General features: G+C 69.7%; 20 protein-coding genes. 10 read left to right on the forward strand and 10 right to left on the reverse strand.

The genetic code is table 11. The features are described from left to right. Nucleotides 1-18: 18 nt before the first annotated feature. From OG844_RS20405 to OG844_RS20420, 4 genes are all read left to right on the forward strand, one after another. A complete protein-coding gene (locus OG844_RS20405; RefSeq protein ID WP_406392108.1) occupies nucleotides 19-1,026 on the forward strand; it encodes an ATP-binding cassette domain-containing protein in 1,008 nt (335 codons plus the stop codon). Between the two features lie 5 nt (nucleotides 1,027-1,031). After that, the gene (locus OG844_RS20410) at nucleotides 1,032-1,811 is read left to right on the forward strand and encodes an ABC transporter permease subunit (protein ID WP_406392109.1); all 780 of its coding nucleotides are present in this window, start codon (nucleotides 1,032-1,034) and stop codon (nucleotides 1,809-1,811) included. A gap of 162 nt (nucleotides 1,812-1,973) precedes the next feature. Next, nucleotides 1,974-3,161: an ABC transporter ATP-binding protein gene (locus tag OG844_RS20415; protein ID WP_406392111.1), complete on the forward strand. Its 1,188-nt coding sequence runs from the start codon at nucleotides 1,974-1,976 to the stop codon at nucleotides 3,159-3,161. Next, nucleotides 3,158-4,072, forward strand: a complete 915-nt coding sequence (locus OG844_RS20420) for an ABC transporter permease subunit (protein WP_406392113.1) — start codon at nucleotides 3,158-3,160, stop codon at nucleotides 4,070-4,072. Before OG844_RS20415 ends, OG844_RS20420 begins: the two co-directional genes overlap by 4 nt. A 16-nt stretch (nucleotides 4,073-4,088) precedes the next feature. Here OG844_RS20420 and OG844_RS20425 read toward each other — a convergent pair whose 3' ends face one another. Continuing rightward, nucleotides 4,089-4,418: an ATP/GTP-binding protein gene (locus OG844_RS20425; RefSeq protein ID WP_329207283.1), complete on the reverse strand. Its 330-nt coding sequence runs from the start codon at nucleotides 4,416-4,418 to the stop codon at nucleotides 4,089-4,091. 217 nt (nucleotides 4,419-4,635) lie between these two features. Here OG844_RS20425 and OG844_RS20430 point away from each other — a divergent pair, with 217 nt between their 5' ends. Continuing rightward, on the forward strand, nucleotides 4,636-5,667 hold the full coding sequence (locus OG844_RS20430; RefSeq protein ID WP_406392115.1) for an LLM class flavin-dependent oxidoreductase: 1,032 nt from the start codon (nucleotides 4,636-4,638) through the stop codon (nucleotides 5,665-5,667). Between the two features lie 97 nt (nucleotides 5,668-5,764). Here the strand turns inward: OG844_RS20430 and OG844_RS20435 are convergent, their stop codons facing one another. Next, on the reverse strand, nucleotides 5,765-6,157 hold the full coding sequence (locus OG844_RS20435) for an SCO5389 family protein (RefSeq protein ID WP_014154035.1): 393 nt from the start codon (nucleotides 6,155-6,157) through the stop codon (nucleotides 5,765-5,767). Nucleotides 6,158-6,419: 262 nt separating this feature from the next. Between OG844_RS20435 and nucS the strand changes: the two genes are divergently transcribed. After that, nucleotides 6,420-7,091, forward strand: a complete 672-nt coding sequence (gene nucS, locus OG844_RS20440; protein ID WP_406392116.1) for an endonuclease NucS — start codon at nucleotides 6,420-6,422, stop codon at nucleotides 7,089-7,091. Between the two features lie 145 nt (nucleotides 7,092-7,236). Here nucS and OG844_RS20445 read toward each other — a convergent pair whose 3' ends face one another. From OG844_RS20445 to OG844_RS20455, 3 genes are all read right to left on the reverse strand, one after another. Then, a complete protein-coding gene (locus OG844_RS20445) occupies nucleotides 7,237-9,723 on the reverse strand; it encodes an ATP-binding protein (protein ID WP_406392118.1) in 2,487 nt (828 codons plus the stop codon). A 212-nt stretch (nucleotides 9,724-9,935) separates the two neighbouring features. Continuing rightward, nucleotides 9,936-10,259, reverse strand: a complete 324-nt coding sequence (locus OG844_RS20450; protein ID WP_329207290.1) for an STAS domain-containing protein — start codon at nucleotides 10,257-10,259, stop codon at nucleotides 9,936-9,938. A gap of 245 nt (nucleotides 10,260-10,504) precedes the next feature. Further along, nucleotides 10,505-11,353, reverse strand: coding sequence for a 3-hydroxyacyl-CoA dehydrogenase family protein (locus tag OG844_RS20455; protein ID WP_329215049.1), 849 nt, complete (start codon nucleotides 11,351-11,353; stop codon nucleotides 10,505-10,507). Between the two features lie 314 nt (nucleotides 11,354-11,667). Here OG844_RS20455 and OG844_RS20460 point away from each other — a divergent pair, with 314 nt between their 5' ends. Continuing rightward, complete coding sequence (locus OG844_RS20460) at nucleotides 11,668-12,240, forward strand: cob(I)yrinic acid a,c-diamide adenosyltransferase (RefSeq protein ID WP_406392121.1); 573 nt, start codon at nucleotides 11,668-11,670, stop codon at nucleotides 12,238-12,240. Between the two features lie 28 nt (nucleotides 12,241-12,268). On the opposite strand, the gene OG844_RS20465 is transcribed toward OG844_RS20460, so the two are convergent. After that, nucleotides 12,269-12,835, reverse strand: coding sequence for a hypothetical protein (locus tag OG844_RS20465; RefSeq protein WP_406392123.1), 567 nt, complete (start codon nucleotides 12,833-12,835; stop codon nucleotides 12,269-12,271). 151 nt (nucleotides 12,836-12,986) lie between these two features. Here OG844_RS20465 and OG844_RS20470 point away from each other — a divergent pair, with 151 nt between their 5' ends. From OG844_RS20470 to OG844_RS20480, 3 genes are all read left to right on the forward strand, one after another. Beyond that, complete coding sequence (locus OG844_RS20470) at nucleotides 12,987-14,183, forward strand: sensor histidine kinase (protein WP_406392124.1); 1,197 nt, start codon at nucleotides 12,987-12,989, stop codon at nucleotides 14,181-14,183. After that, nucleotides 14,180-14,830: a response regulator gene (locus OG844_RS20475; RefSeq protein ID WP_406392126.1), complete on the forward strand. Its 651-nt coding sequence runs from the start codon at nucleotides 14,180-14,182 to the stop codon at nucleotides 14,828-14,830. Before OG844_RS20470 ends, OG844_RS20475 begins: the two co-directional genes overlap by 4 nt. A 172-nt stretch (nucleotides 14,831-15,002) precedes the next feature. Continuing rightward, nucleotides 15,003-16,883 carry a glycosyl hydrolase family 18 protein gene (locus tag OG844_RS20480; RefSeq protein ID WP_406392128.1) on the forward strand — a complete coding sequence of 627 codons (1,881 nt, stop codon included), beginning with the start codon at nucleotides 15,003-15,005 and terminating at the stop codon, nucleotides 16,881-16,883. A gap of 157 nt (nucleotides 16,884-17,040) precedes the next feature. Here the strand turns inward: OG844_RS20480 and OG844_RS20485 are convergent, their stop codons facing one another. The 4 genes from OG844_RS20485 to OG844_RS20500 form a co-directional block, all read right to left on the reverse strand. Beyond that, nucleotides 17,041-17,487 carry a DUF2550 domain-containing protein gene (locus OG844_RS20485; protein WP_406392130.1) on the reverse strand — a complete coding sequence of 149 codons (447 nt, stop codon included), beginning with the start codon at nucleotides 17,485-17,487 and terminating at the stop codon, nucleotides 17,041-17,043. Between the two features lie 137 nt (nucleotides 17,488-17,624). Next, nucleotides 17,625-17,999 (reverse strand): F0F1 ATP synthase subunit epsilon, encoded by a 375-nt coding sequence (locus OG844_RS20490; protein WP_351165886.1) that lies wholly within the window; start codon nucleotides 17,997-17,999, stop codon nucleotides 17,625-17,627. Between the two features lie 109 nt (nucleotides 18,000-18,108). Beyond that, complete coding sequence (gene atpD, locus OG844_RS20495; RefSeq protein ID WP_329207307.1) at nucleotides 18,109-19,551, reverse strand: F0F1 ATP synthase subunit beta; 1,443 nt, start codon at nucleotides 19,549-19,551, stop codon at nucleotides 18,109-18,111. Further along, the gene (locus OG844_RS20500; RefSeq protein ID WP_329207309.1) at nucleotides 19,551-20,468 is read right to left on the reverse strand and encodes a F0F1 ATP synthase subunit gamma; all 918 of its coding nucleotides are present in this window, start codon (nucleotides 20,466-20,468) and stop codon (nucleotides 19,551-19,553) included. The genes atpD and OG844_RS20500 overlap by 1 nt, the downstream gene beginning before the upstream one ends.

The following is a 20,468-nucleotide window of genomic DNA, read 5'->3' on the forward strand; positions in this document are numbered from 1 at the left end:
CCGTTCTAGCGTGAACGCATGATCGAGCTCGACGGTCTCACCAAACGCTTCGGCAACAAGGTTGCCGTCGACCATTTGTCATGCCAGGTCAGACCGGGGATGGTGACGGGATTCCTCGGCCCGAACGGGGCCGGTAAGTCCACCACCATGCGCATGATGCTCGACCTCGACAATCCGACCAGCGGTTCGGTGCTCATCGACGGCAAGCACTACCGCGAACTGCAGGAGCCGCTGAAGCACATCGGGGCCCTGCTGGACGCCAAGTCGATGCACGGCGGGCGCAGCGCGTACAACAATCTCCTCTGTCTCGCACAGAGCAATCGCATCCCCGCGAGCCGGGTCTCCCACGTGCTCGACACGGTCGGCCTCAGCGCGGTGGCGAAGAAGAAGTCCAAGGGTTTCTCCCTCGGTATGGGCCAGCGGCTGGGAATCGCGGCGGCGCTGCTCGGCGATCCCGAGATCCTGATGTTCGACGAACCGGTCAACGGTCTGGACCCCGAGGGAATTCACTGGATCCGGAATCTGATGAAAGCCCTCGCCTCGGAAGGCCGGACGATCTTCGTTTCCTCCCATCTGATGAGCGAAATGGCTCTCACCGCGGATCACTTGATCGTGATCGGCCAGGGCAGACTGCTCGCGGACACGTCCATGGCCGACTTCATCCACGAGAACTCCCGCAGTTATGTGCGGATGCGTTCCCCGGAGCAGGAGAGGCTGCGCGACGCGCTGCACGCCGAGGGCATCGTGGCGGTCGAGGCGGGCAACGGCACGCTGGAGATCGACGGCGCCACCACGGAACGGCTCGGCGAGTTCGCCGCCGGGCACGGGTTCGTCCTGCACGAGCTCAGCTCCCAGCGGGCCTCGCTCGAGGAGGCCTTCATGCAGATGACGGCGGGTTCCGTGGAGTACCACGCACATTCCGACCGGGACGAGGAGCAGCCCCCGCCCGTGGGCCCGCACTGGGGCGACCAGTGGAACCAGCAGCCCGGCGGCGCTGCTTCCGGCGACGAAGCGAAGGGGGTGTGACGGCGATGGCATCGGTGCCCGCGGTCCTCAACTCCGAATGGACCAAGATCCGTACGGTCTCCTCGACCACCTGGACCCTGATCTCCGCGTTCGCCGTCACCGTCGCGATGGGAGCGGCGCTCAGTGCCCTGCTGAACGCCCAGTTCGACGACCTGTCCGATGCGGAGCGCGCCACGTTCGACCCGACGTTCGTCGGTTTCTCCGGGATGATCCTCGGCCAGCTCGCGATGGTCGTCTTCGGCGTCCTGGTGGTCGGCACCGAGTACAGCTCCGGCATGATCCGCACCTCGCTCGCGGCCGTACCGCAGCGGGGCCCGTTCCTGTTCAGCAAGATCGCGGTGGCCGGCCTCCTGGCCTTGCTGGTCGGCCTCGCCACCAGCTTCGTGACCTTCTTCCTGAGCCAGGCCCTGCTGGGCGACCACCGTACGGAGATCGGCGCGGACAACGTGCTGCGCGCGGTGTTCGGCGGCGGGCTCTACATGGGCCTGATCGCGATCTTCTCCATGGGCGTGGCCGCGATGCTGCGCAGCTCGATGCTCTCGCTCGGCATCCTGATGCCCTTCTTCTTCCTCGTCTCGCAGATCCTGTCGGCGGTCCCCGGCGCCAAGAGCGTGGCCCGGTACTTCCCCGACCAGGCCGGATCCAAGATCATGCAGGTGGTTCCGGACGCCATGAACAGCGATCCGGCACCGTACGGGCCCTGGGGCGGGCTGGGCATCATGGCTCTGTGGGTGGTGGCGGCGGTGGCCGGCGGCTATCTCGTACTCAAGAAGCGGGACGCCTAGCCCGGGAGCACGAAGCCCGTACAGGCCGTACGGGAAGATCCGGTGTTCCGCACAACGACTTGGCCGGAACCGTCACGGGCTGGTTATCCTCCTAACTCTTACGGGGGCGTGCGGCCGGTCGGCCTGGGCCCCGACCGACAGATAAGTCGATGGGGCTGGAGAATGATCGAGGCAGTCGGCCTGACGAAGCGCTACGGCGCCAAGACAGCCGTGTACAACCTTTCCTTCCAGGTGCGGCCGGGGGCCGTCACGGGGTTCCTCGGTCCGAACGGGTCGGGCAAGTCCACGACCATGCGCATGATGCTCGGCCTGGACCGGCCGACCGCGGGACACGTGACGATCGGAGGCCATGCCTTCCGCAGCCTGCCGAACGCACCGCGCCAGGTGGGCGCCCTGCTGGACGCCAAGGCCGTGCACGGGGGGCGCAGCGCCCGCAACCACCTCCTTTCGCTCGCCCAGCTGGCCGGTATCCCGAGCGCCCGGGTGGACGAGGTCCTCGGCGTCGTCGGTCTGCAGGACGTCGCGAAGAAGCGGTCCAAGGGCTTCTCCCTCGGCATGGGGCAGCGGCTCGGCATCGCCGCGGCGCTGCTCGGCGACCCGCAGGTGCTCCTCTTCGACGAGCCGGTCAACGGCCTCGACCCCGAGGGCATCCTCTGGGTCCGCAATCTCATGAAGCAGCTGGCCTCCGAGGGGCGCACGGTCTTCGTGTCCAGCCACCTGATGAGTGAGATGGCGGTCACCGCGGACCATCTGATCGTGATCGGACGGGGCCAGCTCCTGTCGGACATGAGCGTCACCGACTTCATCTCGGCCAACTCCGCGGACTTCGCCCGGGTCCGGGTCCCCGCGGACGGGCCGGAGCAGCGGGAGAAGCTGACCGCCTCGCTGACGGAGGCGGGCGGCCAGGTCATGTCGGAGCCCGACGGCGCCCTGCGGATCACCGGACTCCCGTTGCCCCGCATCAGCGATCTGGCGCATGCCTCGGACGTCCGGCTGTGGGAGCTCTCGCCGCACCAGGCGTCCCTGGAGGAGGCGTACATGCGGATGACGCAGGGCGCCGTGGACTACCGCTCGACGGCCGACGCGAAGGCGGGGCTCCAGCAGCCGCCGCCCGGGTACGGGCACCAGCCGGGCTACGGTCCGCAGCCGGGGTACGGGGCCTACGGGCAGCAGCCCGGCCGTCCGCAGCAGCCTCCGGTGGAGGTGCCGCAGCAGGGCTGGTACGCACCGCCGCCGCCGGGACAGAACCCGTACGCCGCCACTCCGGCGCCCGCACCGGCCGCGCCCGCTCCGGCTCCGGCCGCCCCCGCAGACCTGACCAAGAGCGAGACCAGCGAGGACTCCCGATGACTACGCCGGCAACCCCGCCGTCCCCGCAGGCACCCCAGACGCCCTACCAGCAGCCGCACCAGCCCCCGGCCCACGCCCAGGCCCAGGCCCAGCAGAACTGGCAGGGTGGCGGCCCGGTCGGCCAGTACGCCTCGCCGATTCCCGTGCGGAGTCCCGGCCTGGGGGACGCGATCGCCTCCGAGTGGACGAAGATCCGCTCCGTCCGCTCCACGATGTGGACGCTGGGCGTGATGATCGTGCTGCTGCTCGGCATCGGGCTGCTGTCCGCGTTCGCCGTCAGCGCCTCCGACGCCGATCTCGGCGACACCCCGGTGCTCAGCCTCGGCTTCTTCGGGGTGCTGCTCGGCTCGATCTGCGTGATCACCCTCGGCGTGCTGACCATCGCCTCCGAGTACGGCACGGGAATGATCCGTACGACGCTGACCGCCTGCCCCAGCCGGGCGCGGGTGCTGATCGCGAAGTCGATCGTCTTCTTCCTGCTCTCCTTCACCATCACCACGGTCACGACCGGAATCGTCGGTGTGCTGCAGACGGCCATGCTGGACGGCGGGACGCCCAGCGGCAGCGACTGGCTGCGCGCCACGGTGGGTGTCGGCCTCTACATCGCGACGCTCGGGCTGCTCTCGCTCGCGCTCGGCGCGCTCATCCGGCACTCCGCGGGCGCGATCACCATCATGATCGCGGTGGTGCTGCTGCCGCTCGTACTGGCGATGTTCATGTTCTCCGAGACGCTGGCCGACCTCCAGAAGGCGCTCTTCGAGTACTCGATCCCCAGCCAGCTCAGCGCTTTCTACGGTGAGTCGATGACCTCGTCGGGACCGACCGGCTGGGACCCGCTGTGGATCATCCTCGGCGTGACCGCTGTGGCCATGGCCGGCGCCTTCGCGTCCCTGGACCGGCGCGACGTGTGACGCACGCTCCGCGCGGTCAGTAGCGTGGCGCGTTCCTGGACCGCTGCACCCTCGTGGTGCGGCGGTCCTTCGCGTTCCAGCAGGCCTTGTGCCAGTGCCTGCGGTCGTCGATCCCGCCGAACTCCGGCCAGGCGACGAGGTGCGGCACACCGGACGGGATCTCCTGGTCGCAGCCGGGGCAGCGGTACCGCTTGCCCATCGCGCTCGCGCCGCTCACCGGACGCACCGACCACTCCTCGCCCTGCCAGCTCTCGGTGTCTCCGCCCCCGCCGTACCGCTCCGCCGCCTCGCGGGCGTTACCGGTGGGACTCTCGCCGCCTCGGGGGCGGTTGCGGCGCGGGGACACGTGACACCTCACGGGGCGGTACGGGCAGTACGGCAGATCCCGTCCAGCGTAGGGCCATCGGAAGAGCCTTCGTGTCCGGTTGTGGCGTGAGCGCACTCGCGAGACGGATGAGTTACCGGAAAATCGCAACAACTTCTCTCCGGACCGTGCCTTTGGCACGTGTCAGACGTTGTTGCGGGTAGGGGGAGCCGCGTCGGCCGCAAGGAGGCAATAGGCGATGCGCGTGGGAACATTCGTACTGGCAGCCCAGTTTCCGGGCCAGGGACAGGGAGAAGCCCTGCACCGGGCGGTCCGGTCCGCCGAGGTCGCGGAGGATTCCGGGCTCGATTCGGTCTGGCTGGCCGAACATCATTTCGTGCCGTACGGCGTCTGCCCGTCGGCCGTGACACTGGCCGCGCTGCTGCTCGGCCGCACCCGCAGGATCCGCGTGGGTACGGCGGTGAGCGTGCTGCCGTCCCAGCATCCCGTCGCGCTCGGCGAACAGGCGGCACTGCTGCATCTGACCAGCGGCGGCCGCTTCACGCTGGGCGTGGGGCGCGGCGGGCCCTGGGTGGACCTGGAGGTGTTCGGAGGCGGCCTGGAGGCGTACGAGAAGGGCTTCCCGGAGTCGCTGGAGCTGCTGCTCGACTGGCTGGGCAAGCCGCGGGTGGCGGGCCGCGGGGAGCGCTACGGCTTCCGGGAGGTGGCGGTCGTGCCGCGGGCGGACGAGCTCCTCGGGGACGGCCCCGCGGGCCCCGAGGTGATCGTGGCCTGCACCTCGCCAGAAAGCGTGAAACTCGCCGCCGGAAAGGGTTTGCCCATGCTTCTCGGAATGCATTGCGGTGACGAGGAGAAGGCCGACATGGTCGCGCTGTGGCGGTCGGCAGCACGGGAGGCCGGTCAGCCGGCGGACGTGGTGGAGACGGTCGGACATGTGTCCGCAGGGGTGGCCCAGATCGCGGACCGTCCCGCCGACGCGGTGGAGACACTCGTGAAGGCGATGCCGGGCTGGCTGCGGCAGGGCCTCGACGCCCATGTGACGGTCGACGGCAGGCACCGGGTGATGCGCGACCCCGTCGCGTACACGGAGTTCCTGTGCGGTCTGCATCCGGTGGGTCCGCCCCGGCTCGCGGCCGACCGGCTCGCGGCCACGGCGGAGCGCACGGGCATCACCCGCTTCGCACTCCTGGTGGAGGGCTCGGGCGATCTCGCGGCGACCGAGGAGAACGTGCAACGGCTGGGCACCGAAGTGCTGCCGTTGCTGAAGTGATCCGTTCATGCAGGTCGTCCCGGTGGTGCGGTGGTGCGGGAGCTGCCGCCCCGGAGCCAGTTGCACCTCCCGCGGCCCGAAGCGGCAGCAGGAGCGTTCAGCAGTCCCGTAGTTCGGGCGACTGATTGAGCAACTGGCCCCTCACCGAGGTGAATCGGGCCAAGCGCTCGTCGACCGAGGCGTCCAGCGGGAACACCGCGACGCGGTGGCAGTTCTGGAATGCCAGACGCACCCCGAAGTGCCGCTGCAGCGCGCCGCGTATCGCATCACTCGCGAGCGCGCGCAGCAGCTGACCACGTGCCTGCTCGTCCGGCGGGGGCGTCTGGTTGTCGGCGAACTGACCGCCGTCGACCTTCAGCTGGGCCACCAGAGAGCTGATCATCTCCCATGCGTAGGGCAGGGAAGTCCGGACGCAGTCGACGAAGTCGGCTTCGTCGACCTCGCCTCGCTCGGCCTGTTCCAACAGCGCCGGTGAGACGTCGAGCGACATGGGTTCTCCTCTCGCGACCCCGACAGGTGGCCGGGGCCTTACGGGCAGGGAAGGAGGATGGCGACGCTGTGTACACAGACGGCGACCTCCTGCTTCCACGTTAAGGGCGCAGTCCGGGCCGCACCAGGAGATTGGGAACACAACCGGCCAATTACGAACGGTTGCAAAGAGGGGCAAGCCAGATGCGCGCCCGTCAAGGGGTGTGACGGGCGCCCGTACGGGAATCGCGTGGACCGCCCGCAGTCGAGTAGCGTTGCCGACCATGCGTCTCGTCATCGCCCGTTGCTCCGTCGACTACGCGGGCCGGCTCACCGCCCACCTGCCCTCCGCCCCCCGTCTGATCCTGGTGAAGGCGGACGGCAGCGTCTCGATCCACGCAGACGACCGGGCCTACAAACCCCTCAACTGGATGTCCCCGCCGTGCACCCTGAAGGAGGGCGCCGACGACAACGGGGGCGTCTGGACCGTGGTGAACAAAGCGGGCGAGAAACTGATCATCACGATGGAGGAAATCCTCCACGACTCGTCCCATGAGCTGGGTGTCGATCCAGGGCTCATCAAGGACGGTGTGGAGGCGCACCTCCAGGAACTTCTCGCCGACCGGATGGAAATCCTCGGCGAGGGCTTCACCCTGATCCGCCGCGAGTACCCGACCGCCATCGGTCCGGTCGACATTCTTTGCCGGGACGCGGACGGTGGGACCGTGGCCGTCGAGCTGAAGCGGCGGGGCGACATCGACGGTGTGGAGCAGCTGACCCGCTACCTGGAGCTGCTCAACCGGGACCCCCATCTGGCGCCCGTCAAGGGTGTGTTCGCGGCCCAGGAGATCAAGCCGCAGGCCCGCGTGCTGGCGACGGACCGCGGGATCGGGTGTCTCGTCCTCGACTACAACGCGATGCGGGGCATCGAGGACGACAAGCTGCGACTGTTCTGAGCCGTGGCGGGGGCCTCGGCCGCCGGGCGGGCTTGAATTCCGGACCGTCCGGCGGTACGGGTCCCGGCCACCGCCGGGGCGTACGGGGCCCTCGCACGCCATCGCCGGACGGGCCCGGGTGTCCCCGTCCGGCGATGTTCCGGTTTCAGGCCACCGTGGCAGTGCTGTCGGGCGTCTCCGCACGGCCGGTGCCCGGGCTCGTCGCCGAGGCGGTCGCCGGCCCGCTGGCCGAGTTGGAGGTTGCCGGGTCGGTCGTGGGCGCCGGCGTGGTCGGCGTTTCCGTCGGGTCGGGAGACTCCGTCGGGGTCGTCGACGGCGTGGTGGGCGAAGTGGTGGGCGTCTTCGTCGGCTTCTTCGTCGGCGACGGGTTGCCGGACGTGGGCCGGCCGCTGGGACTGCCGCTCGACGTGGCGCCCGTGGTCGGGCCCGAGTCCGAACCCGATGTGCCGGGCGACGGGGTGTCGCTGCCGGACGGGGCGGCCCGGCCCGATGCGCCCGGGGTCGTGTCCTTGCCGGGCGTGGCGTCGCCGGAGGCCGTACCGTCGGTCGGCTCGTCAGCGGAGAGGCCGCTCTCGCTGTCGTCCTCGTTCGCCGACTGCTCGGTCGTGACGTTCTGGCCCTCGGGGTCCTCGCTTCCGGACGTCGCGCCCAGGGTCACCACCGTGCCGAGCACGGCGGCCAGCAGCGCGCCGGCACCCACGGCGACCAGATTGCGCCGGGCGCCCTGCAGTACCGCGACACGGCCGCTGAATCCGCCCTTGCCCGCCGCGGGGGAACTCTGCCGGGAAACCAGCGTGGCCGGCTCCTCCGCCTGGCGGGGGAACAGGGACATGGCCGCTGATATGCCGCCGGGCGGCGAGGCCGACTCGTCGTGGCGCGCGGCCGGTATCTCCTCGCCCGCGGGCGTGCGCTCGTTCTCTCCCGGACCGCCGGAGCGGTCCGCGACCAGGGCGAGCGCCCTGCGTCCGGCGACCGCGCCGGACTTGTCGGCGAGCGCGCCGCGCATGCCGATGGAGGCCTCCAGCTCGGCCCTGGCCCGGTCCAGATTGCCGGTGCACAGTGCCAGGACGCCCAACTCGTGGTGGAAGTAGGCCTCTTCGGCCACCTCTCCGGCGATCCTGGCGGCCTCCTGGCCGATTCTGAGGGCCTTCTCCCAGGCTCCCCAGTACATTCCCGCCGCGAAGGCCGGAGAGGCGCTGCGGGCCAGCAGGACCGCCGCGCTGGCCTGCCCTGCCCGGTCGCCCAGGACGAGGCGGGCCATGGCCGCGAGGACCGCGTCGGCCTCGGCGACCGCACGCTCGGGAGTGACGGAGGGGTGGCCCGCCCACCAGGCGTAGTGCTGGGCGGCGGTACGGGCGCGCACGTCCGCGTCCTCGCCGTATCCGCGCGCCTCCAGCTGGGCCAGGATGCCGGCGGCGAGCCGGTAGCGGGAGCCCGCCGGGGAGAGCAGTCCGCACGCGGCCAGTTCGCCCATCGCGGCATCGGCGTGGGTGTCCCCCACCAACGCCGGCAGGTGCGCCTGGTGCGGGACCTCGCCGCCGAGTGCGACGGCGAAGTGCAGGGTGTCCCGCGCGGCCTCGCTCAGCCGGGAGGCGAGCAGGGCGGCGGGCGCCGCGCCTTCCCCGAGGCTGGGCAGCGGTGTGTCCTGGGCCTCGGCCCGGCCGAACGGTGCGTCCCCGGGCTCGTCGTCGAATTCGTCGCCGAAGGTCTCCGGGTCGGTGCGCAGTTCGTCGCGCTGGCGCAGCAGCGCGCCCGCCTGGACGAAGCGCAGCGGCAGCCCTTCCGACTCGAACCAGAGGTCGCCCGCCCAGTTCGCCTCGTCGTCGGTGAGGGGGCGCTCCACGACGCGCTCGAGCAGCTCGATCGAGGAGCTGCGGCCGAGTCCGGCGAGGAAGACCTCTTCGAGGTTCGACTCGGCTGTGGGCGCGGCGACGTCGGGTGTCGTGCCGAGCAGGAACGCACACTCGGGCGTCGCGTCGAGGAGTTCCTGCAGCGCGACACCGCCGACTTCCAGGTCGTCGAGGACGACGACGGCGCCGATGCCGTGGACGAGCGCCAGAAGCCCTTCGCGGTCGGGCCGGTGCAGCGGAGCCTGGTGGACGGCTTCGAAGAGGTTGTACAGCAGGTCGGTGGTGGTGCGCTTGTAGCCGGAGAGGCGTACGACACCGTCGGGCGCCAGGTCCGCGCAGTCGGCGGCCACGGCACTGAGCAGCGCCGTGCGGCCGGAGCCGGCCGGGCCGGTCAGCCGCACCGAGCGGCCCCGTGCCAGCAGCCGCACCAGCCGCTCCCGCTCCTCCTGGCGCTCCAGCAGAGGCAGCTGCGGTCCCGGAGGCCCCGGCGGTACGGGCGGTGCGGTGGCGCGCTCGCGATCGGCGCGCTCCGCGGCCGTGTGCCGTACGGGCGTGGCGGGCTGCTCACCAGGCCTGCAGGGCTCGATCTCGCTGCCGTCGACCGGATTGACCGTGAGCAGGAAGTCGCCCGATATGAGCTGGACCGTGCGTGACTGCTGTGGCGTCTGGTGCCCGAAGTCGGGCGTCAGAGGATCGCGGGACTGCCGACGCCGCGCAGCGTCCTCCCCGGAACGGTCGTGTTCACGGCCGTACTCTTCCGGTCCCCGGTTGGTCGGGTCCATCGTCAAAGCCCCCCAGACGCGTAGCGCGCGGTTGCCCCTCCCGGCCTCGCACGCCCACTGTCGCTCCGGTCCGGTGTCTGCTCTTCGGGTCCGTCGTCGGCAGACGGCCGAACCCTAAACCTTCGCACAGTATCTACGAACGGGTGGGGGGCCGCGCCGCCCAAGACATCACAGTCTCGTGAGGATTGTGCGTGGTCCGCGACGCGGTCGCCTCAGACGCGCGGCAGGGAGTCTGCGGCGATTCCGCCCTCGATGGCCAGAATGCGATGCAGTCTGGTCGCCACCAGCAGACGCTGCATCTGCGGCGGCACCCCGCGCAGCACCAGCCGCCGGCCTGCCCGGCCGGCTCTGCGGTGCGCGCCCATGATGACGCCGAGTCCTGTGGCGTCCCACGAGTCCAGCTCGGTCAGGTCGAGCACGAGGTCGCCGGCTCCGTCGTCGACGGCCGAGTGCAGGACCGTACGGGCGTCCGCCGCGCTTCGGACGTCGAGGCGGCCCCCGACGACCAGCTCGGCATGGTCGCCCCTGATGTACATATGCGCTCCCCGGAAGTACTCCGTAGCAAGGTCGGTCTGTCTGGTTTTCTCTTCTGCCTCTGCCACCACTGACTGCCCCGGCGACGGAGAAGTTGCCGTCTGTAAGCGAACCGATACCGAATTCACCCTGAGGGGTGAATGTGGCCCGCCGGAGCTACGCGATCCGGATCCCGGCCGACGTGCCGGGCTCCGGGGCTCCCGGGCCTGATCGACGGCAGATCAGGCGGCCGGGGGCCCGGAAACGATCAGTAGGTGTAGAAGCCCTGCCCACTCTTGCGGCCGATGTCACCTGCATCGACCATCCGGCGCATCAGCTCCGGGGCGGCGAACTTCTCGTCCTGAGACTCGGTGTAGATGTTGCCCGTGGCGTGCAGGAGGATGTCGACGCCGGTCAGGTCGGCCGTGGCGAGCGGGCCCATGGCGTGGCCGAAGCCCAGCTTGCAGGCGATGTCGATGTCCTCGGCCGAGGCGACGCCCGACTCGTACAGCTTGGCGGCCTCGACGACGAGAGCCGAGATCAGCCGGGTGGTGACGAAGCCCGCGACGTCACGGTTGACGACGATGCACGTCTTGCCGACGGACTCGGCGAACTCGCGCGCGGTGGCGAGGGTTTCGTCGCTCGTCTTGTAGCCGCGCACCAGCTCGCAGAGCTGCATCATGGGCACCGGCGAGAAGAAGTGCACACCGACGACGCGCTCCGGCCGCTCCGTCACGGCCGCGATCTTGGTGATCGGGATGGCGGAGGTGTTGGAGGCGAGGACGGCGTCCTCCCGTACGACCTTGTCGAGCGTCCGGAAGATCTCGTGCTTGACCTCGAGCTTCTCGAAGACGGCCTCGACGACGACGTCCGCGTCCGCCACCGCGTCGAGATCGGTGGTCGTGGTGATCCGGGCGAGTGCGGCTTCGGCGTCGGCCGCGTCCAGCTTGCCCTTGGAGACGAACCTGTCGTAGCTGGCCTCGATGCCGCCGCGACCGCGGGCCAGGGCCTCGTCGGTGACATCGCGCAGCACGACGTCCCAGCCCGCCTGGGCGGAGACCTGCGCGATACCGGACCCCATGAGTCCGGCGCCGATGACGGCGAGCTTCCTGGCCACGTTCGCACCCCTATGCATTCAACAACCGGTTCTTCCACATGCTCTCCGGCGGAGATTAGTACCCGTGAGGGGCCCTGGGGCCGCGAAGAGATGCGCGTCACGTCTCACATGACGGACATCACACCGCCGGAGGTCATTCGGCGGCGCGCCGCGCGTAGTTGGGTACGCCTGCCGGCCGTCCCCGCCGCCTTTCCATGGACGTGCGGGCAACCGCTGGCGGGAGTGGGCCCGGCGTGCCGCTCTGCATCGCCTCCTGGCCGTGACGGCCGGCACACGTGTCCTCCGCGGGGCCGGAGCGTAACTAGGCTGGCCGCATGGTCAATCTGACGCGCATCTACACCCGTACCGGCGACCAGGGCACCACCGCCCTCGGCGACATGAGCCGGACCGCCAAGACCGATCTGCGGATCTCGGCGTACGCCGACGCCAACGAGGCCAACGCCGCCATCGGCGCGGCGATCGCGCTCGGGCAGCTCTCCGAGGACGTCGTGAAGGTCCTCGTCCGCGTCCAGAACGACCTGTTCGACGTGGGCGCCGATCTGTGCACGCCCGTCGTGGAGAACCCCGAGTACCCGCCGCTGCGGGTCGAGCAGTCCTACGTCGACAAGCTGGAAGGGGACTGCGACACCTTCCTGGAGGACCTGGAGAAGCTGCGCAGCTTCATCCTGCCGGGCGGCACCCCCGGAGCGGCCCTGCTGCACCAGGCATGCACGGTGGTGCGGCGGGCGGAGCGGTCCACCTGGTCGGCGCTCGAGGTGCACGGGGACTCGATGAACGCGCTGACGGCGACCTATCTGAACCGGCTCTCCGACCTCCTGTTCATCCTGGCGAGGACGGCGAACAAGGAGGTCGGGGACGTGCTCTGGGTGCCGGGCGGCGAGCGCTGAACCCGCTCGCCGGACGGCAACCGGGCGCTCAGCGGTCCGCCTTCACCCGCTTCGCAGGGTTGTCCGGTTCCGCCTTGGGGAACAGCGTGTAGCTCCCGGCGATGATCACGTTGATCCCGATCACCCAGAGCATCTTCTGCTGCCACATCCGCAGCGACCCGATGGCGCCGTCGCCGCCCACGTACCAGATCGCCAGCTGGAGCAGGGCCGTCGCAGTCACGGCGGCCACCGTCCAGCGTGCCGCGGTGCGCCACTCGTGGGCGGCCCGCGCCATCCCGTACTTCGGGGGCCTCACCGGCGGCGGGCCGCCCGCGAAGCGGTGGGCGACCCTGGCGTCGACCCACTTGATGGTGGAGTGGCCGAGTCCCACGGTGAAGCCGATGTAGACGGCGGCCAGGCCGTGCTTCCAGTCCGGCTCCGCGCCGTTCTTCAGGTCGATGGCCGTCACCACCAGCAGGACGACCTCCAGCAGGGGCTCGCACAACAGTACGGCCGCACCCAGCCGGGGCTTCCCCGCGACGTACCGCAGCGCCAGTCCGGCGGCGAGCAGCACCCAGAAGCCGACCTCGCAGAGCACGATCAGTGTGACGATCACGGCACTTCTCCTCCCGGTCCCCTCCAGCCTCCCGTCCGCTGGGCCCAGAGCCGTCGTCGGCAGTGACGAGTCGTGACTGCATCCTTCGATGTAGCCGCGCCTCACCCGTCGTACGGACGTCCGGCGCCGCCCCGACGTGTTGGATGGACGGGTGTCCCTCTCTGCGCGCCCGCACCGCCACGACGTACTGATCGCGGTCATCGGGCTGTCCGGCGGTCTGGTGCTCTGGCTTACGGGCCTGCACACGCAGAACGGCAGGCTCCTCGACGCGCACTGGGTGACCCTCGTGCCGCTCGCGGTCATGGCCGGGCTGGAACTGCTCCGGCGGAGCGCACCGCGCACGGCACTCGTCGTCGGCACACTCACCCTGGTCGCCGATCAGTTCACGACGGGCAGTCTGGCCACCGTGCTGATGTTCACCGACATCGTGTACGCCGCCGTGCTGTACGGAACGCCGGCCGCGGCCCGCCGGATCCCGGTGGCCACGTTCCTGGTCACCGTCGCGGTCACGATCGGCTTCCTCGCCTGGTACCGCACCGCGGAGGCGCTGCTGATCGGCGTCGTCACCGGACTGGTCTCGTTCGGCCCCGCCATCACCGGCGTCAGCGTCCGCAACCACCGCGACGCCGCCGAGACCGCCCGGCTGCGCGCCGACCAGACGGCGCTTCTGGCGGAGATGGACCGGGCCCAGGCGGTGACCGCCGAGCGCTCCCGGATGGCCCGCGAACTGCACGACATGGTCGCCAACCACCTCTCCGCGATCGCCATCCACTCCACCGCCGCGCTCTCCATCGACGAACCGGACACCTCGCGCGACGCCCTCGGGGTGATCCGGCAGAACAGCGTCGACGGCCTGGCGGAGATGCGGCGGCTGATCGGGCTGCTGCGCGCAGGCGGCGCCGACGCCCGGCCGAGCGCGGCACCGACCCTGGCGTCCTTGGACGCCCTCGTCGAACAGGCGGGGGCCAATTCCGCGTCCAGCGGACTGACCGTCACGCTCACCGACACCCGCGAGGAGCCGGGGCGGCTGCCCGCACCGGTGGAGCTGGCCGCGTACCGCATCGTCCAGGAGTCCCTGACGAACGCGTTGAAGCATGCCGCGCCGGGTCCGGTGGCGGTCGGCCTCGGCCGCTCGGGGAACCTGCTGACGGTGGAGGTCAGCAGCGTGTTCGGCAGCCGCCCGGGACCGCGTGCACCCGGTTCGGGATCCGGCCTCGTGGGGATGCGTGAGCGAGTGGCCCTGCTCGGCGGAACGATCGAGGCGGGGCCCGTTTCCGCGGGCGGCGGCACGAAGATCTGGCAGGTGCGGGCGGAACTGCCCGTCGAAGAAGGGACGTTGGGGACATGACGATCCGGGTACTGGTCGCCGAGGACCAGGCGGCGGTGCGCGCGGGGCTGGTACTGATCCTGGGCAGCGCACCGGACATCGAGGTGGTGGGCGAGGCGGGTGACGGCGAGAGCGCCGTGCGCCTGGCCCGCGAACTGCGCCCGGATCTGGTGCTGATGGACGTCCAGATGCCCCGGCTCGACGGGGTGTCGGCGACGCGGCAGGTCGTGGCGGAGCGGCTCGCCGACGTACTGGTGCTGACGACGTTCGATCTGGACGAGTACGTTTTCGGGGCGCTGCGGGCGGGCGCGGCGGGCTTCCTGCTGAAGGACACCGACGCGCACGACCTGCTGGAGGCGGTGCGTACGGTGGCGCGCGGCGAGGGGCTGATCGCGCCGGCCGTGACGCGGCGGCTGATCGCGGAGTTCGCCGGAACCGCGCCCGTACGCCGGCCGGATGCACCGGATCCGGCGGTGCTCGATGCGCTGACCCGACGGGAACGCGAGGTGCTGGGCGCTCTCGGTGAAGGGCTGTCGAACGCGGAGATCGCGGAGCGGCTCTCGATGGCGGAAGCGACTGCGAAGACGCACGTCAGCAGGCTGCTGGGCAAGCTGGAGCTGCGGAGCCGGGTCCAAGCGGCAGTACTCGCCCAGGAGTTGGATCGCTGAGATTGAGCTCTGATCTTTGGTCTGGACCTCTTGACGATTGGTCCAGACCTTCCTAATGTCACCGAACACGCACACTGCGGTGAGTACGCCATGACAAGGCGCTCTCAGGGCGACGCAGGGTTTGCAGTCCACGGACCACCCCCGTATGTCGGACCTCACCCGAGGAGCACCGTTGAGCACTGAAACCCCCCTACGCCGATCCGGACTCAGATGGAGATTCGGAGCCAGCGGAGCCACCAGATCGAAGGCTGTCGCGGGCTTCACCGCGCTGCTTCTGCCGCTCGCCGCGATGGTCGGCCTGGCCTCCCCCGCCGAGGCAGCCACCTCGGCGACGGCCACCTACGTCAAGAAGTCCGACTGGGGCACCGGTTTCGAGGGCCAGTGGACGGTCAAGAACACCGGCACCACGGCCCTCTCGTCCTGGACGATCGAGTGGGACTTCCCCTCCGGCACCGCGGTCGGCTCCGCCTGGGACGCCGCCGTCACCAGCTCCGGAACGCACTGGACCGCCAAGAACCTCAGCTGGAACGGTACGGTCGCCCCGGGAGCCAGCATCAGCTTCGGCTTCAACGGCACCGGCACCGGCTCCCCCTCCGGCTGCAAGCTGAACGGCGCCTCCTGTGACGGCGGCAGCGTTCCCGGCGACAACGCCCCGTCGAAGCCCGGCACTCCGACCGCCGGCAACGTGACGGACACTTCGGCGAAGCTCACCTGGGCCGCCGCCACGGACGACAAGGGCATCAAGAACTACGACGTCCTGCGTGACGGCGCCAAGGTCGCCACGGTCACCACGACGACGTACACCGACACCGGTCTCACCAAGGGCACCGACTACTCCTACACGGTGCAGGCCCGCGACACCGCCGACCAGACCGGTCCGGTCAGCTCCTCGGTGGCCGTCCGCACCACCGGCACCACGGACCCGGGCCCCGGCACCGGTGACAAGATCAACCTCGGTTACTTCACCGAGTGGGGCGTCTACGGGCGCAACTACCACGTGAAGAACCTCGTGACCTCCGGCTCCGCAGCGAAGATCACCCACATCAACTACGCGTTCGGCAACGTCCAGAACGGCAAGTGCACCATCGGTGACTCCTACGCCGACTACGACAAGGCCTACACCGCCGACCAGTCGGTCGACGGCGTCGCCGACACGTGGGACCAGCCGCTGCGCGGCAACTTCAACCAGCTGCGCAAGCTGAAGGCCAAGTACCCGCACATCAAGGTCCTCTGGTCCTTCGGCGGCTGGACCTGGTCCGGCGGCTTCCCGCAGGCAGCCCAGAACCCGGCCGCCTTCGCGCAGTCCTGCTACGACCTGGTCGAGGACCCCCGCTGGGCCGATGTCTTCGACGGCATCGACATCGACTGGGAGTACCCCAACGCCTGTGGCCTCACCTGTGACACCAGCGGTCCGGCGGCACTGAAGAACGTCGCCTCCGCCCTGCGGACCAAGTTCGGCGCCAACAACCTGGTCACCGCGGCGATCACCGCGGACGGCTCGACGGGCGGCAAGATCGACGCGGCCGACTACGCCGGCGCCGCGCAGTCCATGAACTGGTACAACGTGATGACGTACGACTTCTTCGGCGCCTTCGCACCGAAGGGCCCGACGGCCCCGCACTCGCCGCTGACCTCGTACTCCGGCATCCCGCAGGAGGGCTTCAACTCCGCCGCGGCCATCGCCAAGCTGAAGGCCCAGGGCGTCCCGGCCTCGAAGCTGCTCCTCGGCATCGGCTTCTACGGCCGCGGCTGGACCGGTGTGACCCAGTCCGCCCCCGGCGGCACGGCGACCGGTGCGGCCCCGGGCACCTACGAGGCCGGCAACGAGGACTACAAGGTCCTCAAGAACACCTGCCCCGCCACCGGCACCATCGCCGGCACCGCGTACGCCCACTGCGGCACCAACTGGTGGAGCTACGACACCCCGGCGACGATCACGTCCAAGATGGCCTGGGCGAACAGCCAGGGCCTGGGAGGCGCGTTCTTCTGGGAGTTCAGTGGTGACACCGCCAACGGCGAGCTCGTGAGCGCCATGGACAACGGCCTCAACTAGATCCCCACGCCGTAGGCACGCACGCCCCCGAAAAGCGCCGGGGAGACAGGTCCGCCCCCTGTCTCCCCGGTTTTCGCATGTCTGCGGGCCCTCAGGCCACGTTCACCATCCCCCGGACTCCGTCCGGGGGAACCCCCAACCAGCGGGGACCCTCTACTCAAGCCACATTGACTCGCTGGCCGGGCGGAGCCGCCTCGAGCCAGGCGAGGAAGCCGGTCAGCGCGTCCTCGCTCATCGCCAGCTCCAGGCGGGTCCCCCGGTGGAGACAGCCGAGCACGACGGAGTCGGACAGGAGTGCCAGCTCCTCCTCGCCCTCGGGCAGCCGGCGCGCGACCACCTCGATCGCGGAGCGCTCCAGGCCGCGGCGCGGACGGGGCGCGTAGGAGAAGACCCGGAACCAGTCGACACGGTCACCGCTGTAGCGCGCGACGCCGTACACCCAGCCCTTGCCGGACGGGTCCGGTTCCTGCGACACGTCCCAGCGCAGACTGCAGTCGAAGGTCCCGCCGGAACGCTGGATCAGCCGCCTGCGCAGACCGAAGACGAACAGACCCACCGCGACCAGTACGACGACCAGACCGCCCACCCACAAAGCGAGGACCATCTCCACCGACCTCCTCGCATCGTCGAGTAACGGATACCGAACCGAACCGGACTGCACCTGCATCGCCTCAGCCGCGACACGGTCTGGATAATTCCAGCTCGGGCCGCGGCTGAGTCAAAAAACACATCGTGGGGGTGTCAGGACACCGCCACCGCACGCAGTCGCACATCGGCACGCCGCTCGGCGGCGGCGTCCGTGTCCGACTTCGCACGGTCCAGCGCACGCTCCGCGCGCTGGACGTCGATCTCGTCCGCAAGCTCGGCAATCTCCGCCAGCAGCGAGAGCTTGTCGTCAGCGAACGAGATGAAACCGCCGTGCACAGCGGCGACAACAGTCCCGCCGTCGCTCGTACGGATCGTCACCGGGCCCGATTCCAGCACACCCAGGAGCGGCTGGTGACCGGGCATGACGCCGATGTCGCCGGACGTGGTACGTGCGACAACGAGGGTGGCCTCGCCGGACCAGACACTGCGGTCCGCGGCGACCAGCTCGACATGCAGCTCAGCAGCCAAGGGTGGCTCCTCGGGTCACCACCCGGCGGTCATGCCGGGTGTTGGGTCAATTCTACGGGGCGTGGTGAGGGGGGCGGGACACACCCACCCCCCTCGGTGAGCCGGAGGCTCAGGAGACGCCGAGCTCCTTGGCGTTGGCCTTGAGGTCCTCAATGCCACCGCACATGAAGAACGCCTGCTCGGGGAAGTGGTCGTACTCACCGTCGCAGATCGAGTTGAACGCGGCGATCGACTCGTCGAGCGGCACGTCCGAACCGTCCAGGCCGGTGAACTGCTTGGCGGCGTGGGTGTTCTGCGACAGGAAGCGCTCGACGCGACGGGCACGGTGGACAACGAGCTTGTCCTCCTCGCCCAGCTCGTCGATACCGAGGATCGCGATGATGTCCTGGAGGTCCTTGTACTTCTGCAGGATCCCCTTGACGCGGCTGGCCGTGTCGTAGTGGTCCTGCGCGATGTAGCGCGGGTCCAGGATGCGGGACGTGGAGTCCAGCGGGTCCACGGCCGGGTAGATGCCCTTCTCGGAGATCGGACGGGAAAGAACCGTCGTCGCGTCGAGGTGGGCGAACGTGGTGGCCGGGGCCGGGTCGGTCAGGTCGTCCGCGGGAACGTAGATCGCCTGCATCGAGGTGATCGAGTGACCACGCGTCGAGGTGATGCGCTCCTGGAGCACACCCATCTCGTCGGCCAGGGTCGGCTGGTAACCCACTGCGGACGGCATGCGGCCGAGCAGCGTGGAGACCTCGGAACCGGCCTGCGTGAAGCGGAAGATGTTGTCGATGAAGAGCAGCACGTCCTGCTTCTGAACATCGCGGAAGTACTCCGCCATGGTCAGGGCGGACAGCGCGACCCGAAGACGGGTGCCCGGCGGCTCGTCCATCTGGCCGAAGACCAGTGCGGTCTTCTCCAGGACGCCCGAGTCGGTCATCTCGTCGATGAGGTCGTTGCCCTCACGGGTGCGCTCGCCGACACCGGCGAACACCGACACACCGTCGTGCAGCTTCGCCACACGCATGATCATTTCCTGGATGAGGACCGTCTTGCCGACGCCCGCACCACCGAACAGACCGATCTTGCCGCCCTTGACGTACGGGGTCAGCAGGTCGACGACCTTCAGGCCGGTCTCGAACATCTCGGTCTTGGACTCGAGCTGGTCGAAGGCCGGGGCCTTGCGGTGGATCGGCCAGCGCTCGGTGATCTGCGACTCGGCCTCGGGCTCGTTCAGGATCTGACCGAGGGTGTTGAACACCTTGCCCTTGGTGATGTCACCGACCGGCACCATGATGCCCTTGCCGGTGTCGGTCACCGGGGCCTGGCGGACCAGACCGTCGGTGGGCTGCATCGAGATCGCGCGGACCACGCCGTCACCCAGGTGCTGGGCGACCTCGAGGGTCAGCGTCTTACGAGCGCCGGCCTCGGCCGGGTCGTCGACCTCGACGTGCAGGGCGTTGTAGATCTCCGGCATCGCGTCGACGGGGAACTCCACGTCGACGACCGGGCCGATGACCCGGGCGACGCGGCCCGTGGCAGCGGCCGTCTCAACTGTCGTCGTCATTACTTGTCACTCCCCGCGGACGCGTCGGCCAGCGCACCTGCACCGCCGACGATCTCGCTGATTTCCTGGGTGATTTCGGCCTGGCGGGCCGCGTTGGCAAGCCGGGAGAGGCTCTTGATCAGATCCCCGGCGTTGTCGGTCGCCGACTTCATCGCGCGGCGGCGGGCAGCGTGCTCGGAAGCGGCTGCCTGCAGCAGTGCGTTGTAGATGCGGCTCTCGACGTAGCGCGGCAGAAGGGCGTCGAGGACGTCCTCGGCCGACGGCTCGAAGTCGAACAGCGGAAGGATCTCGTCCTTCGCACCGCTCTCCTCCGCGACCTGGTCGAGCGAGAGCGGCAGCATCCGGCCGTCGACCGCGTTCTGCGTCATCATCGACACGAACTCGGTGTAGACGATGTGCAGCTCGTCGACGCCACCCTCGGCCGTGTCCTTCTGGATGGACTCGATCAGGGGCGCGGCGATCTTCTTGGCGTCCGCGTACTCCGGGCTGTCGGTGAAGCCGGTCCACGACTCCGCGACCTTGCGCTCACGGAACCCGTAGTAGGCGACACCCTTGCGGCCGACGATGTACGTGTCGACCTCCTTGCCCTCGGCCGCCAGCCGCTCACGCAGCCGCTCCGCCGCCTTGATGGCGTTGGAGGAATAGCCGCCGGCCAGACCGCGGTCGCTCGTGAGGAGCAGGACCGCGGCCCGCACCGGGGCGTCGGCCTCGGTGGTGAGCGGGTGCTTGGTGTTGGAGCCGGTCGCCACCGCGGTCACCGCGCGGGTGAGCTCGGTCGCGTACGGCATCGACGCCGTCACCTTGCGCTGCGCCTTGACGATGCGCGAGGCGGCGATCATCTCCATCGCCTTGGTGATCTTCTTGGTCGCGGTGACGGCTTGGATGCGGCGCTTGTAAACGCGAAGCTGAGCGCCCAT

The sequence above is a fragment of the Streptomyces sp. NBC_00887 genome (assembly GCF_045207585.1).